A 14,206-nucleotide genomic window follows, 5' to 3' on the forward strand; every position below is an offset into this window, starting at 1 on the left:
ACCCTCCTATATAGGCTCTGTGCTGTTCCTCTTCTGTTTTCAAAGTTCGATCTGTACCGCTTTTCGGTACATGTATACATTAACATAATATGTAAATGTATAAGTGTACATAGGTAAATCTTCACATTTACTACATATGTTTACATTTACATTGAGGTACAATGAGGGTATGGACGTTTTAGACGCGATACAGAAGATGCTCAACGAATCGGGCGAAAGTCAGAATGCTCTTGCAGAGCATCTTGGGCGCACGCGCCAATCCATCAGCAATATGTTCAGGACGAAATCCGATGTTCGTGTTGACACGCTTGCCAGAATGGCCGAATTCATGGGTTATAAGCTAATCCTGAAATCCAAGGATGACATGATAGAGATAGTTCCCAGAAATGACGACGGGAAGTAAAATAGCCCCCGTTTCCGAGGGCTATTTCTAGTGCGTCAATTCTTCTCTCAATGCTTCGCTGGCTTCTCTGATCGACTTCGATGTCATGTTCAAAGCTTTACCGCTAGCCTGCGCTAGGTTGGTTCCGTCGTCCATGAGGCTATGGAGAAGCATATACATGACGAACGTCAGGTGGGCATGGTCAAGATTGTCGAAGTACTGCCACGCTTTAAGTTTCGTCGAATCTTCCTGCGCGTTAAGAAACTCGTCCATCTCTCGCTCCTTGTTCTAAGGGGCTGCACCAAAATTACTTTTGATACAGCCCCATTTCTGATTACGCTGCTTTCGGCATTTCTGACAAGTCCCAACCTGCCTTGCGGGAGTCAACGAATTCGCCTGTCTCCTCGTTGAGGAAGAAGTAGCGATACTCGCCGAAATAGCATTTCACTTTCAAGGTGCTTGCCTGCTTGTTCGCCTCCACAAGATCATCTTTGAGCTTCTTGACGGCAGACACCAGGGTGATGAAATCGAGGCTCATGGCCTCTCCCGTGTCCACTTGGTAAAGCCAGCAGTCGCAAGCCTGCAACACCTCCGCATCGCTGAAGGCCCTCGGGATGGCCGTCACCTCCTCGTGGTTCATGTAGAGGGCCCATTTTCCCGTCTCGCTGTTCCTGTCGTATCGCTTGGTGGCCATGAACTCGTTGACCACTCGCAGGGCATCGGCCATATCCTTTGACTCCCGCTTGCTCTTGGAAATGAGGCCGTACTTCCGCATTCCCTCAACAATCGCAAGAACCGTGTAATCAGATGTGACAAAGCTAGTAGACATGATGTGTCCTTTCCTTGGCTTTCGCTTTCCGTATGGTGTTGTCAAAGTTCGATCTGTACCGCTTTTCGGTACATGTATACATTAACATAGTATGTAAATGTATAAGTGTACATAGGTAAATCTTCACATTTACTACATATATGCAACTTTTTCGGGAAGGTAACAAAATGTAAAAAGAAATCTGCTATAGTGTAAGAAAGCAATTCAGGCCCGAAGAGGGCTTTTATTTTGCCGAATAGGTAAATATATATATTTACAATCTCCCATGAACCTGCTACCATCTTCCTAGGAGGTTTGCCGATGCCGACAGTCATAAAAGGACAGCCAACAAGCCAAGAGGTTTTGCAGACCCTTGCCGACTTACACGAGCCCGTGGCCCTAGGCTTCTCGTGCGGCAAGGACTCGATAGCCACATGGATAGCCATGCGCGAGTACGGCATAGAGGTCGTTCCCGTGTACTTCTGGCTAGTCCCGGACTTGCAGTTCATCGACGACGAGCTTGCGTACTTCGAGGAGGTCTTCGAGACGCGCATCCACCGTTACCCCAACCCGTCGTTCTACCGCCTCATAAACTCATGCGTAGACCAGCCTCCAGAGCGGTTGCGTGTCATCGAGGCGGCGCACCTCCCCACGCCAGACTACCCCCAGACATGGGATTTGATAACCGATGAGCTTGGCCTTCCTCGCGAGACCTGGAAGGCGGACGGCGTTAGAGCGGCCGACTCCCTCAACCGCCGCAGCTCATTTGTCCAGCACGGCGTCATGAAGCCGCACAGCCGCAAGGTGAGCCCCATAGCCGACTGGCTCAAGCAGGAGGTCATGGACGCCATAGACGGAGCGGGCATCAAGCTCCCGATAGACTATGAGATATTCGGACGCTCCTTCGACGGCATAGACTGCCGATTCACCGAGCCCATGCGCAAGCACCTCCCCGATGACTACGAGAGGTTGCGCCAGTGGTTCCCGCTCATGGAGACCGACCTTATACGGAAGGGGGCAGACCCCGATGGCTTTTAGCTTCGAGAAGAAAAAGAAGAAGGGCGCGGGCTCCAGCCTCGACGACAAGGAAATGGCGAAGCGCATCAAGCAGGAGGAGGCGCGTTACAAGGACGCCGTTGACTCCGAGATATGGTCGTGCCTCTGCTTCAAGACTGAGGAAGACCGAGACGCCTTCCTCGCTAAGACGGGCCTCCCTCGCCGCCGCTTCATTACGGGCGACGAGCTAAGGGAGGCGACAAGGGGCTTCGTTCCAGACGTCAGGAAGCGGGGATTCGCCAGGCATCCGAAGTCCATGGCCAAGACACCCGACCCCCTGGCTGGCGTCGATTACTCCCAGAGCCTGGAGCAGACCTGCATTGACGAGGCCATGGCACTCAAAGCCGCCATGATGTCAGTCAAGCGTCCAGACCCCTGCAACGAGGCCACGGACAGCGACATATGGATATGCGTGGTGTACCCGAACAGGGCCGAGTCCGAGAAGTACCTTGACGACATGAACCTGCGCAAGCACGGGGACAAGTACATCGACGCGAGCGCATGGCTGAAGGAGCTTGCATGATGTTCTGCAAAGAATGCTTCGAGATGTGTCCGCATTACGAGGAGGAGCGATGCTAAGGGCGATGGCGCAGTCGAGGCGCAACTTCTGCCGCCGTAACTGCAAGCTGTGGGATGGCCGCTGCACGGTCGGTGCGGCACCAAGGTGGAAGAGTAAGACCCCGCGAAATGGCGGCGCGTACTTCGTCGGATGGCTCGAATGCGAGCGTGGCGAGAAGCTGGGTGAAAGGCGGTGGTGATGAGAGGACACTTGCGTTTCATGCGTGCCGCCGAATAGCCTGAGCCACATACCAATTCACAGAAAGCGTCCTTTCGGGGGCGTTTTCGTATATAAGGACAAATGTTCGATAGGAAGGAGGACGCCATGCGTGAGCGTATCGCAGGCGCGGCCCGTCGGGTCGCAGGTGCCGTTCGCGGTGCCGCTGGGCGAGTCCGCGCTGCTTTCGGCGCGGGCCGTCGATCTGGCTCCTAGCCAGAGGTGAGACGACAGAAGGGAGGAGCGATGGCCAAGAAAGAGAAGCCAGACCTTCCATCGGAGTTCGACTTCTGCCCCGCCACCAGACGGTGGTTCGAGACCTGGCGTTCCTCCCGAGTCACAGACCACTGGGACGACCGCCAATGGCAGTACATGTTCGATACGGCGATTGTCCACTCGCTCGTATGGGGCAGCTTCGACTTCCACTGGCTGGGCGAGCTTCGTACGAGGGAGACCCAGATGGGTCTCGTATACGACGACTAGGGCTGCGGCAACGCAGCTCTTTCTATAGGAGGGCGCATGGTCACGCGCGAAGAAATGGTGCAGATCGCACTCAGGCACTCCCATAGAAGCGTGGGCCGAGCCTTCTGCAAGGCCCTGGGGGTGCTTCATCTGATCAGGAGACCGAGAGAAGCGGTCGCCTGCGAGAGGGAACGCCTGGACGGCCTTATGGAGTGCTTCATGAACAAGGTGAACCCCAATGACATCCGATTCCGAAGGGAGGTGTGAGAGCGTGGCGAACGAGAAGAACTTGAAGACGCCAACCGCGAAAGAAGCACGAGAGCGGGGCAAAAAGGGCGGGCAGGCGTCGGCCAAGAAGCGCAAGGAGCGCAAGCAGATGCAGGAGATCGCGAAAATCGTCCTGGATATGCCCGTGGAGCCTGGAGAGGTCACGGATTTGGAGGGCATCACATTCGAGGACTACCCCGATGTGAACCTGACCATCGGCGAGCTTTCCGTGCTCGCTATTGCGAAGAAGGCCAAGAAGGGCGATGTAGCCGCCCTCACCTTCCTGCGCGACACCGCTGGGGAGAAGCCAGCCGAGAAGGTTGAGGTCAGCGGGGACGTGGCAGCGGCCACAGAGGACATCAAGGAGATGATTGCGGCCGCAAAGAAGAAGGGCAATGGCTGATGAGCGTCAAGACCTCATCGACTTCATCTACGACTGCCCCAAGGACATAGCGGTATCGATCGGATACGACAAGCTGACCGAACTCCACAACGAATGGATTAAGGATATGGTCTTCGGAGAGGGAGACCGAACGCTGCAAGCGCATCGAGGCTCGTTCAAGACCACGTGCCTGTCAATCGCCTTCGCGTTCATCCTGGTGCTGTTCCCATGGGAGCGCATCATCTTCCTGCGAAAGACCGACACGGATGTTGCGGAGGTTCTTTCGGCAACGGTGTCAGTCCTCAACTCCGCGTACTTCCAGTCGATTGTGCAGCAGCTCTACGGGGTGGAGCTTGTGATGGAGAGGTCTACGCAAAGCGAGGTCTCCACCAACCTTCGCCAGGGCGTGTCTGGGGCGAGCCAGCTCCTGGGCCTTGGCTGCGGCGGCTCCCTGACGGGCAAGCACGCCGACCGCATCTTCACCGACGACATCATCAACGTCAAAGACCGCGTTTCCGCTGCCGAGCGGAACCGAATCAAGCTCATCTACCAGGAGTTGCAGAACATCCGAAACAGAGGCGGGCGCATCTTCAACACTGGCACTCCCTGGCACAAGGACGATGCGTTCCAACTGATGCCCAACATCGTGCGGTACGACTGCTACAGCACGGGGCTCATCACGCGAGATGAGCTTGCGGCCATCGAGGCATCCATGAGCGTTTCGCTCTTCGCCGCCAACTACAAGTTGAAGCACATCGCCGACGAGGAGGCAATGTTCAAGGAGCCCCGCTACTTCAACGACCCGAAGCTTCTCCATGACGGCATCGGACACATCGACGCCGCCTATGGAGGCGCGGACGGCACGGCATTCACCGCCCTGGCCTTCCGTGACGGCACCTGGTACGCCTTCGTGAGGCTATGGCCTGGGAGGCACGTTGACGACTGCCTGGACGAAATCCTGAAGCTCTGCAAGGAGCTTCGCATCGGAACCATCTACAGCGAGAAGAACGCCGACAAGGGCTATCTGCGCAAGGCCATCATCAAGAGGGGCCACCCTGCGAGGGGCTACACCGAGGACACAAACAAGTACATGAAGGTTACCACGGAGCTTCGCCCGCGATGGGCGGACATTCGATTCCTGGACTCCGACGCCTACCCGCTCGATGCGGATGCCGTCAACGAAATTCTTGACTACAACGAGAACGCCGCGCACGACGACATGGCCGACTCCCTGGCCTCAGCGCTGCGGCAGTACAGCAACCAACCGAGCATCAAGGGATTCAGAGAGGGGGTTTAGCATGAGCCACGAGTTCCATTCCTTCTACTACGATCAGATGGGCGATGAGCCCGTCACGGACGATTTCGTGGTGCCCGTGGGCACTGAGCTGACCGAGAAGCTGTTGCAGGAGCTTATCGACGAGCATAAGGACAAGCACCTTCCGCGACTCCAATACCTTGCCGCTGCATACAAGACGCACTATGAGATTTTCGGTCGCGACAAGAAGCCGGACTACAAGCCCGACAACCGCCTTGCGGCAGACATGGCCTACGACATCACAGAGACATTCGAGGGCTACTTCATCGGCATCCCCGTTGACATCAAGATCGACGGCGAAAGCGGCGATGCCCAGAAGGCCGAGTACTTGAAGACCTACTACCGCCGAAACCACCAGGAGGACACGGACGCGGAGCTGTCCAAGATGGCGTCCAAGTTCGGATACTCCTATGAAATGTTCTACCAGGACGACGAGGGCAAGCCCCGCAGCGTCGCGGTGTCGCCCCTGACATCGTTCATGGTCTACGACGATTCGGTGTTGAAGCGTCCGCTCTTCTTCGTGCGCTACAGCTACGACGAGGAGGGGCGCATAGTGGGGAGCTATTCGGACTCTCAGTACGTCATCAAGTTCGATGACAAGAGCGGAGCAATGGAGTTCGTTGACATCGACGAGCATTACTTCCATGCGGTGCCCGCCGTCTGCTTCATGCAGAACATCGAGAAGCGCGGCCTGTATGAGGGCGTGCTCAACCTCATCGAGGCATACAACCGAGTGCTTTCGGAGAAGGCCAACGACGTGGAGTATTTCAGCGATGCCTACATGGTCATCGAGGGAATGGAGCTGCCAGACGACTTCAAGAAGGATTTGAAGGAATACAAGCTCATCAACCTCTACAACAACAACGGCGAGGTTCCCACCAAGGCGTACTTCATGCCGAAGCCCGACGCCGACGGCGAGCAGGAGAACCTTATCAACCGTCTGGAAATGCTCATCTTCAAGATGGCCATGGTGCCCGACATCACGGACGAGTCGTTCAGCACGGCGTCTGGCACGGCCCTGAAGATGCGGCTGATGCCTATGAGCAATCTGGCCCGCAACAAGGAGCGCAAGTTCGTCTACGGCATCCAGGAGCGTTTGAAGCTGCTCGCCAACTACCCAGACAAGCCCTTCACTGGCGACGACTGGGAGCGCGTTGAGATCGTCATGCACCGCAATATGCCAGAAGACCTCGCGTCAGAGGCGGACGTTGCCAGTCGCCTCTCGGGCATCGTGTCCGAGGAGACGCAGCTTTCAGTGCTTTCCTGCGTCGATGACGCCAAGAGCGAGATCGAGCGCAAGAACGCGGAAAAGGAGGCCCGCGTCCAGGTGGTGACCGACGGTCTGCCGACCAACCGTACGGAGAAGAAGCGCGAGCCGACTATGTACGAGATCACCTCAATCCTCAGCCAGAGGAAGAGGGGGCAGCTGACCCGAAACAACGCCATCGAAATGATGAAGCGCATCGGCGTCGATGAAGATGACGCCATCAGGTACCTGAACGACAAGGATGAAGGAGAATAACTATGTTCGCCACCTACAACGCAACTGCGCCAGGGAAGACGCTAAACATCCGAGAGGCACCTGGCGGTGCCGTCATCGACAAGCTTGCCGACGGTAAGACCGTTCCCGTTGATGTCATCGAGCGCGGCTGGTGCAAGCTGGATGACGGCTATGCAGATGCCCGCTTCCTGACCATCACCGCCGAGCCGCCCGCTGACGAGTCCGAAGCCGACGACGACAACGCCACGGCTGAAACGGGGGGTTCAGAGAATACCAAAACGGGGGGTTCCGACGAGAACGCCGACAACGACACGGCGAACGACGGAAACACCGATGTCGAAGACGGTAACGACGACAACCAGACTGCCGAGCCGCCCGCTGACGAGTCCGACGAGCTTTACAAGATGACAAACCCGCAGCTATATGACCTTGCGAAGAACAGCGGCATCAATGTCAAGGCTGGCATGAACAAGAATGCACTCGTTGCCGCCATCCTGGCAGGGGCAAATGACTAGGGACGCCGACTACTGGGCGGCGCGTCGCGCTGAGCTTCTTGGGCAGATGGAGAGCGACGAGGCCGCGTTGCAGGCCAAGCTGTCCAAGCTCTACGAGAACCAGGTTGTCCAACTGGAGCGCGAGATAGCGGCCTATTACCAGGAGTACGGCGAGAAGAACGTAATCGAGTACCGAAAGCTCATGGTGAGCCTGTCCGATAAGGACAAAGCGATGCTCATCGAGCGCATGGACGAGTTCGCTGAGAAATATCCGCAGTATGCCCACCTGATGCCCGTGCGCGAGAGCATCTACAAGCTCAACGAGCTGGAGGGCATCCAGACCTCGATCAGATTGCAGCAGTTGGAGATAGGGGCGATAGAGCAGAGCGAGCTTGACGCCCATTTCAGGAAGCAGGCGCAGAGGGCGGCGAATCTTGCCGCCGAGGAGCTTGGCTTCGGCTCAAACTTCTACGGAATCGACGCCACCGTGGTGACCGATACTGTGGGAGCGGCCTGGGCCAAGGGGAAAGCGTTCAGCCAGACCATCTGGGACAACCGCGAGAAGCTTGCGGCGTACCTCAATGACGACTTCGCGCAGCTCGTAGCTCGCGGCGTCTCATACGACAAGGTTGCCAAGTCCATGGGGGAGAGGTTCGCTTCTGTCGCGAGCAACGACATCAGGCGGCTCATCTACACCGAGGGCACGTTCCTGTTCAACGAGGCGCAGGCGCAGGTGCACCAGACCGATTTCGATTACTACGCGCTATCCTGCGCCGACTCCCGCGCCTGCCAGATATGCAAGGACTTGCAAGCCGAGCAGCATTTGAATCCCGCGAGGTTCGAAGACCGCGCACCTGGCATCAACTTCCCGCCCATGCACCCATGGTGCCGATGCTCCTACACGGTAGAGGTCGGAGACTGGGAGGCGTGGATTGACCGTTATGTTGAACAGCGCGGCGGCGACAGGGCATCTATCCGAGACCCCTACAGGAAGGCCAAGGACGATGCGGGCGTGGTCAACCTTAAACTGCACCTGGAGCGCGACAAGAGCGTGTTCGAGGATGCTCTCGCCACCGCTAAGAGGAACAACAAGAACGGCGGCTCGGTCGATTGGCACGCGGCCTCCGAAATGGCCGATTGGGACACCTACCTGTCGGACGACATGATGGTGGGCGTCGCAGTCAAGGAGGACGCGGACATCACCTGCGTTTTCAAGAACGACAAGAGCAAGTACAGGGGGGCCGTAACCGACCTGATTCTGATGGCTCGTGAACGCGGCGGTGTGAAGATGGACTGCTACGGAAAGTTCCTCGTGAACAGCTACGAGAAATGCGGCTACGAGGTCGTTGCCCGTGTCCCCTTCAATGCCGAGTACGTTGACGACCCTCTGCTTCTGCTGGAGCAGCCAGACGTGTACTTTTTGAAGAAGACAAGCGATTCTATCGATGAAGTCATCCGCAAGATCGCCTCCAAGACGTACCACCAGTCCACGCAGGCCGAGCTGGATTCCCTTCCCACATTCGATTACGATGAGGCCTGGAAATATAGGGACAACCTGCTAAAATAGGGGGTGCAATGGAAACAGCAAGGGACATAATGGACAGGCTCAAGAAGAGCTACGCCGACTACCCCGAAGCGTTGGAGCTTATCGACAACAGCTACGAGGAGATAGTCACGATGCCCGACCAGGAGAGGGCGCAGCGGCTCGCCATGAACGCTGAAAGCACCCTGGCCGCTTACTACTAGGCATCGCAACAACGCATCTGCGAAGGCATCCTGCAGGATGCCTTTTCTTTTTGGAGGAGCTAATGAGAAACATCGTCTACATCGGACGCGCTGGCTGCACGTCCTGTACGCGCCTGCGGATGGAGTCAATAGAGCCGTTGAAGGAACTATATCCAGAGAACGTCGAGGTTCACAGCGGATACGACGGAAAGATCGCCGAGATCAACGCCCGCCAGACCATCGACAAGATACCCCTTATCGTCGTCGAGAAGGACGGTGTTGAGGAGTTCCGCTATCACGGGTGGATGAGCCTCAACGACTTGGAGGACATCATCTTGTGCAAGAGGGAAACGCTCACGCTTGAGGAGGTGTTCAAATGAAGTTCATCGACGTCTACGAGCGGTTGCCGAGTCTTTACGTCCGCCTTGTCCACAGCAAGAAGAAGCTTCGCAGGGCACTTCGCCATCTAGGCATGAACGACGAGGCCACCGACGCCGATGCCACGACCTTCTATAAGGAAGGCGATGCGACGTTCATTGTCTACATGAACAAGAATGCCCTGCATCATGACGCCACAGAGGACATAGGCCTTCTTGCCCATGAGGCAACCCATGTGGCGCAGGGCTACTTCCGCGCAATAGGCGAGGAGTTTCCCAGCGATGAGTTCTACGCCTACACCGTTCAGGCCGTAACTCAAGAACTATGCCTGTCTCATTTCGAGTGGAAGAAGAGGCGGATTGCGAAAAATCTTAGCTGACGGCTAAGAGGCGTTTGGAACCAAGTCACCTGCGGGTGGCTTTTTTCATGCCCTGGTTCAGGGCCGTCCGAGCGTTGATGACGTTAAAAGCCACGGTCGAGCAGGCATGGAGCTCGTAAAAAGCACATGGTTCGGGCAGGCGTGGAACCCGTAAAAAGCTACGGACGTGCAGGCATGAGCCACGGTTAAACCTTATGGAAAGGAAGGAAGCCCGATGGACGAAGAGCAGAAGAAGCAGCAGGAGGCCGCAGAGGCGGCAGAGGCCGCGAAGAAGGCGGCAGAAGACGCGGCGAAGAAGGACAACAGCGATGGTGACGCTGGCTCCAACGACGGAAATGACAAGGGCGGAGCCAAGGATGGTAAGACCGACGCCGAGGTTGACGCCATTGTGGAAAAGCGTCTTGCCCGCGAGCGGGCAAAGATGGAGCGTGAGATTCGCCAGCAAATCGCGAACGAGGCCGAAACCAAGCAGACCGAGGCCGAGAAGCTGAAGAGCATGACCGCACTTCAAAGAGCCGAATATGAGGCGGATAAGCTCAAAAAGGAGCTTAAGGAGAAACAAAGCCAGATCGATCTGTCCGAGCAGACCGCAATCGCTCGCAATGAGCTTGCGTCTGCTGGCATCGTCCTCGGCGACAAGCTGCTAGCTATGTTCGTGAGCCCTGAAGCGGAGAAGACCAGCACGGCCATCGACGAGCTGAAGGAACTCTGGCCGAAGGCGGTCAACGACGCGGTTCAAAAGGAGCTGAAGCGCGACATTCCCGATGCCGCCAAGGCCCCTGGCCAGAAATCGTTCGGTGCGTCCTTCGCGGAGCAGTACACCAAGTCAAAGAACGGAGGGAAGGAATAATGCCTTTCAACAAAGTAGCCGAATACGGCGAGAGCGAGAACATCCTTGATTCTGCGGTCGGCCTGGTCGTGAAGACCCGACAGGCCACGCAGGCTATGGCAACCACCGGCGACGATGGCCGCAAGGTCATCAAGGCTGGAAGCCTCTACACCAATCCCGAAGACGCCAGCGACATCGGCGTTGTCTTCACGGACTACGACATGACCGACTACCCCGCTTACCCCATCGCGGTCGTCGTCGAGGGCCGTCTGAAGAAGGACAAGCTGGCGAGCGCGGCGCAGGCCAAGGCCACCGAGCTTGGCGCAATCGGCGTCCGTCTCGTTTAATCAAAAGGAGGAACATCACAATGCCTACGCTTTCCAATCTCATCGACAACAAGCAGCTCCTGGAATTCTCCCAGCATTTCGGCGTGCAGCGCAGCTACATGGGTAGCCGCCTCTTCCCCGACCAGAAGACGCAGTACATCGAGCAGGAGTACACTCGCGTCTGCGAGAACGGCAACCTGCCGATGATCGCCAAGGTTCATGCTCTCGATACCGAGGCGTATATCGGTAGCCGCGTGCCGTTCGAAAAGGTGAGCATCGAGGAGCTTCTTATCAAGGAGAAGATCAACCTCTCTGAGAGCGTCGCCCGTCTCACCCGTGGCATGGGCATGGAGAACGACGCCCTGCGCCGCTACATCTTCGATGATGTGGCCCGTATGTCGGAGCGTGTTGTCACCCGCGCAGAGCTTGCCAAGATGGATGCAATCTCCAAGGGCAAGTACATCATCACGGAGAATGGTCTGAATCTTTCCGTTGACTACGACGTTCCTGCGGAGAACTACGTGTCCTCCGACTGGAGCGACCCCGCCGCCGACATCCTTGGCGACATCCGCAAGTGGCGTCTCATCGCCATCGCAAAGGGCATGGCCCCTACTATTGCCATCACGTCCGAGGCTGTTCTTACGAACATCATGGGCAACGCTGGCATCCAGAAGGCCATCAAGGGCACCAGCGGTGTCGGCATCCTGCCCACGCTCGATGAAATCAACGCCCTTTTCGGCTCCCAGTTCGGTGGCCTGCGCATCACGACCAACGACGAGAAGTACGGCACCATGGAGACCGTTGACGGCAAGGTTAAGGTCAATCAGAACCGCTTCTTCCCCGAGGATAAGTTCGTGATGACTGCTGCGGGCACCGACGGAACCCTTGGCATCGGTCTGTGGGGCGTCACCCCCGAAGAGCTGGAGCAGGGCGGCGCGTTCGACACCAAGCGCGAGCAGCAGTTCGTCACCTGCACCACCTGGGACACGCCTGACCCCGTCGCCACCTGGACGAAGGCTTCTGGCCTGTTCGTTCCCGTTCTCCCGAACGTCTACGGTCACATCATCGCCACTGTCGGCGGCGATGTCGATGCAGCCAACACTACCGAGGGCTAATGAAGCCTTCGGCTCTCGTCGGGCGCGTCAAGCTGCGCTACCTCGAAGATGAGGATGTGCCCAGCGATGACGTAATCGGCGAAATGCTGCAAACGGTCATCGACCGAATCACCATCCGCATGGAGACCACGGCGGAGCTGCCAGATACGGCTGGCTCCATCGTGGTCGATGCGGCCATGAAGGCTCTAAGGCTGCGAGGCTTCGAGGGCAGCACGTCGGAATCGGCGTCGGATGGAGGTTCCATGTCCAACTCGTTCATCGACGACATCTTGAAGGAGTATTCCGAAGAGCTTGCGTCCTTGAAGCGAACCATGAACCGCAGCGGCATTAAGTTCTTCAAGTGAGGTGAGGACAATGCGTTGGTACAGGGCACTCACCTACAAGCGCGTACAGGTTGGAATCGACGAGACGCGCAATCCCGTGTTCGAGCTGCAAGATACTGGCGAATCAATCCTTGTCAGAACTGCGCTTTACGCACCTACCCACGACGCTACCGACGGCAACCAGTTCGACATGGTTCAACGGACGTTTCTGACCAAATCCAGGCCAGAGCTTCTTCAAGATGTCGTCGCCATCAAGGTTCGGGGCGTCCTCTACGAGGTCGAGAACATGACCCAGGAGGCAACGCCTACAGCCGTGAGGGTTAAGAGGTGCAAAGATGGCCTTTGAGATTATCGACGTTGACGGTCTGGCTAAGGAGCTAGACCGTCTTTCGCATCTGCGCTTTGAAGCGGTCGTCCTAAAGAACATGACGCAAATCTACAACAGGGGGAAGAGCGGCGGCACTCCAGTCGATACTGGCGAGCTTCGCATTTCCCTGACCCAGACGGGGGACATCGTTGGGTACACGAAGGACTATGCGCCCCATGTTGAGTACGGGCACCGCACCAGGGGCGGTGGCTATGTCCAGGGTCAGCACTTCTTGAAGAAGAACGTGGACACGCAGCGTCCAATCTTCGAGGAAGACCTACGAAGAGAGCTAAGGAGGTTTTGATGTACAGGAGACTAAGCATCGCGCAATTCCTCGGCTCGCTTATCGGCTTCATCGAGGAGCGTACTGGCGTCAAGTGCTACGACGACCCAGATAACAAGCCGTCGCCGCTCTACAGCGTCCAGTTAGTGCGCACGCAGCCACAGAACACCAAGACGATGTACATAGACACCTACGAGGTGTGGGTGCATTGCATATCCGAGGCGGTACAGCCCCACTCGAACGCCCCAGTTCTGAATCTTGTTCAGACGTTGGAGGAAGCACTGTCAACCGATTTGCCGCTCCCCGAGCCGTTCAAGCTCTACAGGCAGGAGTACGAAGGTCTCCAGACCTTGAAGAGGGATGAATCTGGAGAAGGCCACGCGGTTCTCGCGTATCGCTTCTTCATTTGCTACGGCTACCGCTGCAAATAACCACTGAAACAGAATAGGAGGGCAAAATGCCTAACGAGAACGAGGGGGGTACCCCCGCTACGACTCCTGCTGCCAACGACCAGCTCTATGGCTGTGATTTCGACATCGAAACGGCCAAGGCTCTCAATGGCAAGTCCATCGTTGCGATGGTGACCAATCAGACTGGCACCAAGATGGTCGCAATCGCGGGCCAGCAGGGTCTTTCCTACAACATGAGTTCCGAGACCACGGAAGCCGCAACCAAGGACGGCTCTAACGGAGGTTGGGCGTTGAAGTTCCATGGCTCCAAATCCTGGGACGCATCCATTGACGGCCTTTACAGCCCCGACGACGAGGCAACCAAGATTGTCGCCAAGGCTCTCGCCAACGACGAATACCTGTGCTTGAAGATTTGCGAGCGCACGGTTTCGGAGGATGGCAAGACCATCACCTACAAGCCCCTTCGCATGGGCATCGCAATCGTCACCTCTGACAACTTCGAGGCACCCAATGACGACAACGCAACCTACTCGATGGACTTCGAGGGCAGCGGCAAGCCGTGGCTCTACGAGACGGCCACCGAGGATGAAATCAAGGCAGCGACGTTCAGCGTTCCCGCCGAGTAGACC

General features: G+C 56.9%; 22 protein-coding genes. 20 read left to right on the top strand and 2 right to left on the bottom strand.

The window, feature by feature from the left end:
- Positions 1 to 169: 169 nt before the first annotated feature.
- Positions 170 to 403 carry a helix-turn-helix domain-containing protein gene (locus AAK988_RS03155; protein ID WP_369872791.1) on the top strand — a complete coding sequence of 78 codons (234 nt, stop codon included), beginning with the start codon at positions 170 to 172 and terminating at the stop codon, positions 401 to 403.
- Between the two features lie 27 nt (positions 404 to 430).
- On the opposite strand, the gene AAK988_RS03160 is transcribed toward AAK988_RS03155, so the two are convergent.
- Both AAK988_RS03160 and AAK988_RS03165 read right to left on the bottom strand, forming a co-directional pair.
- Entirely contained in the window at positions 431 to 655 is a 225-nt protein-coding gene (locus AAK988_RS03160) for a hypothetical protein (protein WP_369872792.1), read from the bottom strand.
- Between the two features lie 61 nt (positions 656 to 716).
- The gene (locus AAK988_RS03165; protein WP_369872793.1) at positions 717 to 1,211 is read right to left on the bottom strand and encodes a hypothetical protein; all 495 of its coding nucleotides are present in this window, start codon (positions 1,209 to 1,211) and stop codon (positions 717 to 719) included.
- A gap of 300 nt (positions 1,212 to 1,511) precedes the next feature.
- Here AAK988_RS03165 and AAK988_RS03170 point away from each other — a divergent pair, with 300 nt between their 5' ends.
- The 19 genes from AAK988_RS03170 (at position 1,512) to AAK988_RS03260 (ending at position 14,203) form a co-directional block, all read left to right on the top strand.
- Positions 1,512 to 2,228 (top strand): adenine nucleotide alpha hydrolase family protein, encoded by a 717-nt coding sequence (locus AAK988_RS03170; RefSeq protein ID WP_369872795.1) that lies wholly within the window; start codon positions 1,512 to 1,514, stop codon positions 2,226 to 2,228.
- On the top strand, positions 2,218 to 2,769 hold the full coding sequence (locus AAK988_RS03175) for a hypothetical protein (RefSeq protein ID WP_369872796.1): 552 nt from the start codon (positions 2,218 to 2,220) through the stop codon (positions 2,767 to 2,769). The genes AAK988_RS03170 and AAK988_RS03175 overlap by 11 nt, the downstream gene beginning before the upstream one ends.
- Positions 2,770 to 3,267: 498 nt before the next feature.
- Positions 3,268 to 3,504 carry a phage terminase small subunit gene (locus AAK988_RS03180; protein WP_369872797.1) on the top strand — a complete coding sequence of 79 codons (237 nt, stop codon included), beginning with the start codon at positions 3,268 to 3,270 and terminating at the stop codon, positions 3,502 to 3,504.
- A 250-nt stretch (positions 3,505 to 3,754) separates the two neighbouring features.
- Entirely contained in the window at positions 3,755 to 4,153 is a 399-nt protein-coding gene (locus AAK988_RS03185; protein ID WP_369872798.1) for a hypothetical protein, read from the top strand.
- Complete coding sequence (locus tag AAK988_RS03190; RefSeq protein ID WP_369872799.1) at positions 4,146 to 5,429, top strand: hypothetical protein; 1,284 nt, start codon at positions 4,146 to 4,148, stop codon at positions 5,427 to 5,429. Before AAK988_RS03185 ends, AAK988_RS03190 begins: the two co-directional genes overlap by 8 nt.
- Before the next feature lies 1 nt (position 5,430).
- On the top strand, positions 5,431 to 6,969 hold the full coding sequence (locus tag AAK988_RS03195; RefSeq protein ID WP_369872800.1) for a phage portal protein: 1,539 nt from the start codon (positions 5,431 to 5,433) through the stop codon (positions 6,967 to 6,969).
- Between the two features lie 2 nt (positions 6,970 to 6,971).
- Positions 6,972 to 7,463 carry a Rho termination factor N-terminal domain-containing protein gene (locus AAK988_RS03200; protein ID WP_369872801.1) on the top strand — a complete coding sequence of 164 codons (492 nt, stop codon included), beginning with the start codon at positions 6,972 to 6,974 and terminating at the stop codon, positions 7,461 to 7,463.
- A complete protein-coding gene (locus tag AAK988_RS03205; protein ID WP_369872802.1) occupies positions 7,456 to 9,009 on the top strand; it encodes a minor capsid protein in 1,554 nt (517 codons plus the stop codon). The genes AAK988_RS03200 and AAK988_RS03205 overlap by 8 nt, the downstream gene beginning before the upstream one ends.
- 29 nt (positions 9,010 to 9,038) lie before the next feature.
- Entirely contained in the window at positions 9,039 to 9,188 is a 150-nt protein-coding gene (locus tag AAK988_RS03210) for a hypothetical protein (protein ID WP_276926560.1), read from the top strand.
- Positions 9,189 to 9,250: 62 nt separating this feature from the next.
- Positions 9,251 to 9,547: a hypothetical protein gene (locus AAK988_RS03215; protein WP_369872804.1), complete on the top strand. Its 297-nt coding sequence runs from the start codon at positions 9,251 to 9,253 to the stop codon at positions 9,545 to 9,547.
- Positions 9,544 to 9,924, top strand: coding sequence for an eCIS core domain-containing protein (locus tag AAK988_RS03220; RefSeq protein WP_369872806.1), 381 nt, complete (start codon positions 9,544 to 9,546; stop codon positions 9,922 to 9,924). The genes AAK988_RS03215 and AAK988_RS03220 overlap by 4 nt, the downstream gene beginning before the upstream one ends.
- 214 nt (positions 9,925 to 10,138) lie before the next feature.
- Positions 10,139 to 10,774 (top strand): DUF4355 domain-containing protein, encoded by a 636-nt coding sequence (locus tag AAK988_RS03225; protein WP_369880410.1) that lies wholly within the window; start codon positions 10,139 to 10,141, stop codon positions 10,772 to 10,774.
- Positions 10,774 to 11,100, top strand: a complete 327-nt coding sequence (locus AAK988_RS03230; protein WP_369872809.1) for a hypothetical protein — start codon at positions 10,774 to 10,776, stop codon at positions 11,098 to 11,100. The genes AAK988_RS03225 and AAK988_RS03230 overlap by 1 nt, the downstream gene beginning before the upstream one ends.
- A gap of 20 nt (positions 11,101 to 11,120) precedes the next feature.
- Positions 11,121 to 12,194, top strand: a complete 1,074-nt coding sequence (locus AAK988_RS03235) for a major capsid protein (protein WP_369872811.1) — start codon at positions 11,121 to 11,123, stop codon at positions 12,192 to 12,194.
- Positions 12,194 to 12,538: a hypothetical protein gene (locus AAK988_RS03240; RefSeq protein WP_369872812.1), complete on the top strand. Its 345-nt coding sequence runs from the start codon at positions 12,194 to 12,196 to the stop codon at positions 12,536 to 12,538. Before AAK988_RS03235 ends, AAK988_RS03240 begins: the two co-directional genes overlap by 1 nt.
- A 10-nt stretch (positions 12,539 to 12,548) precedes the next feature.
- Positions 12,549 to 12,863 carry a hypothetical protein gene (locus AAK988_RS03245; RefSeq protein WP_369872814.1) on the top strand — a complete coding sequence of 105 codons (315 nt, stop codon included), beginning with the start codon at positions 12,549 to 12,551 and terminating at the stop codon, positions 12,861 to 12,863.
- The gene (locus AAK988_RS03250) at positions 12,853 to 13,188 is read left to right on the top strand and encodes an HK97-gp10 family putative phage morphogenesis protein (protein ID WP_369872816.1); all 336 of its coding nucleotides are present in this window, start codon (positions 12,853 to 12,855) and stop codon (positions 13,186 to 13,188) included. The genes AAK988_RS03245 and AAK988_RS03250 overlap by 11 nt, the downstream gene beginning before the upstream one ends.
- On the top strand, positions 13,188 to 13,598 hold the full coding sequence (locus AAK988_RS03255; RefSeq protein WP_369872818.1) for a DUF5072 family protein: 411 nt from the start codon (positions 13,188 to 13,190) through the stop codon (positions 13,596 to 13,598). The genes AAK988_RS03250 and AAK988_RS03255 overlap by 1 nt, the downstream gene beginning before the upstream one ends.
- Positions 13,599 to 13,624: 26 nt before the next feature.
- Positions 13,625 to 14,203 (top strand): phage major tail protein, TP901-1 family, encoded by a 579-nt coding sequence (locus AAK988_RS03260; RefSeq protein ID WP_369872819.1) that lies wholly within the window; start codon positions 13,625 to 13,627, stop codon positions 14,201 to 14,203.
- Positions 14,204 to 14,206: the final 3 nt, after the last annotated feature.

The organism is Adlercreutzia muris (assembly GCF_041223505.1).
Taxonomy (GTDB): Bacteria; Actinomycetota; Coriobacteriia; order Coriobacteriales; family Eggerthellaceae; genus Adlercreutzia; species Adlercreutzia muris.

Excerpts from the sequence above, each read along its gene's own strand:
- AAK988_RS03155 (WP_369872791.1), top strand. The coding sequence starts at position 170 with ATGGACGTTTTAGACGCGATACAGAAGATGCTCAACGAATCGGGCGAA.
- AAK988_RS03160 (WP_369872792.1), bottom strand. The coding sequence starts at position 655 with ATGGACGAGTTTCTTAACGCGCAGGAAGATTCGACGAAACTTAAAGCG.
- AAK988_RS03165 (WP_369872793.1), bottom strand. The coding sequence starts at position 1,211 with ATGTCTACTAGCTTTGTCACATCTGATTACACGGTTCTTGCGATTGTT.
- AAK988_RS03170 (WP_369872795.1), top strand. The coding sequence starts at position 1,512 with ATGCCGACAGTCATAAAAGGACAGCCAACAAGCCAAGAGGTTTTGCAG.
- AAK988_RS03175 (WP_369872796.1), top strand. The coding sequence starts at position 2,218 with ATGGCTTTTAGCTTCGAGAAGAAAAAGAAGAAGGGCGCGGGCTCCAGC.
- AAK988_RS03180 (WP_369872797.1), top strand. The coding sequence starts at position 3,268 with ATGGCCAAGAAAGAGAAGCCAGACCTTCCATCGGAGTTCGACTTCTGC.
- AAK988_RS03190 (WP_369872799.1), top strand. The coding sequence starts at position 4,146 with ATGGCTGATGAGCGTCAAGACCTCATCGACTTCATCTACGACTGCCCC.
- AAK988_RS03195 (WP_369872800.1), top strand. The coding sequence starts at position 5,431 with ATGAGCCACGAGTTCCATTCCTTCTACTACGATCAGATGGGCGATGAG.
- AAK988_RS03200 (WP_369872801.1), top strand. The coding sequence starts at position 6,972 with ATGTTCGCCACCTACAACGCAACTGCGCCAGGGAAGACGCTAAACATC.
- AAK988_RS03205 (WP_369872802.1), top strand. The coding sequence starts at position 7,456 with ATGACTAGGGACGCCGACTACTGGGCGGCGCGTCGCGCTGAGCTTCTT.
- AAK988_RS03210 (WP_276926560.1), top strand. The coding sequence starts at position 9,039 with ATGGACAGGCTCAAGAAGAGCTACGCCGACTACCCCGAAGCGTTGGAG.
- AAK988_RS03215 (WP_369872804.1), top strand. The coding sequence starts at position 9,251 with ATGAGAAACATCGTCTACATCGGACGCGCTGGCTGCACGTCCTGTACG.
- AAK988_RS03220 (WP_369872806.1), top strand. The coding sequence starts at position 9,544 with ATGAAGTTCATCGACGTCTACGAGCGGTTGCCGAGTCTTTACGTCCGC.
- AAK988_RS03225 (WP_369880410.1), top strand. The coding sequence starts at position 10,139 with ATGGACGAAGAGCAGAAGAAGCAGCAGGAGGCCGCAGAGGCGGCAGAG.
- AAK988_RS03230 (WP_369872809.1), top strand. The coding sequence starts at position 10,774 with ATGCCTTTCAACAAAGTAGCCGAATACGGCGAGAGCGAGAACATCCTT.
- AAK988_RS03235 (WP_369872811.1), top strand. The coding sequence starts at position 11,121 with ATGCCTACGCTTTCCAATCTCATCGACAACAAGCAGCTCCTGGAATTC.
- AAK988_RS03240 (WP_369872812.1), top strand. The coding sequence starts at position 12,194 with ATGAAGCCTTCGGCTCTCGTCGGGCGCGTCAAGCTGCGCTACCTCGAA.
- AAK988_RS03245 (WP_369872814.1), top strand. The coding sequence starts at position 12,549 with ATGCGTTGGTACAGGGCACTCACCTACAAGCGCGTACAGGTTGGAATC.
- AAK988_RS03250 (WP_369872816.1), top strand. The coding sequence starts at position 12,853 with ATGGCCTTTGAGATTATCGACGTTGACGGTCTGGCTAAGGAGCTAGAC.
- AAK988_RS03255 (WP_369872818.1), top strand. The coding sequence starts at position 13,188 with ATGTACAGGAGACTAAGCATCGCGCAATTCCTCGGCTCGCTTATCGGC.
- AAK988_RS03260 (WP_369872819.1), top strand. The coding sequence starts at position 13,625 with ATGCCTAACGAGAACGAGGGGGGTACCCCCGCTACGACTCCTGCTGCC.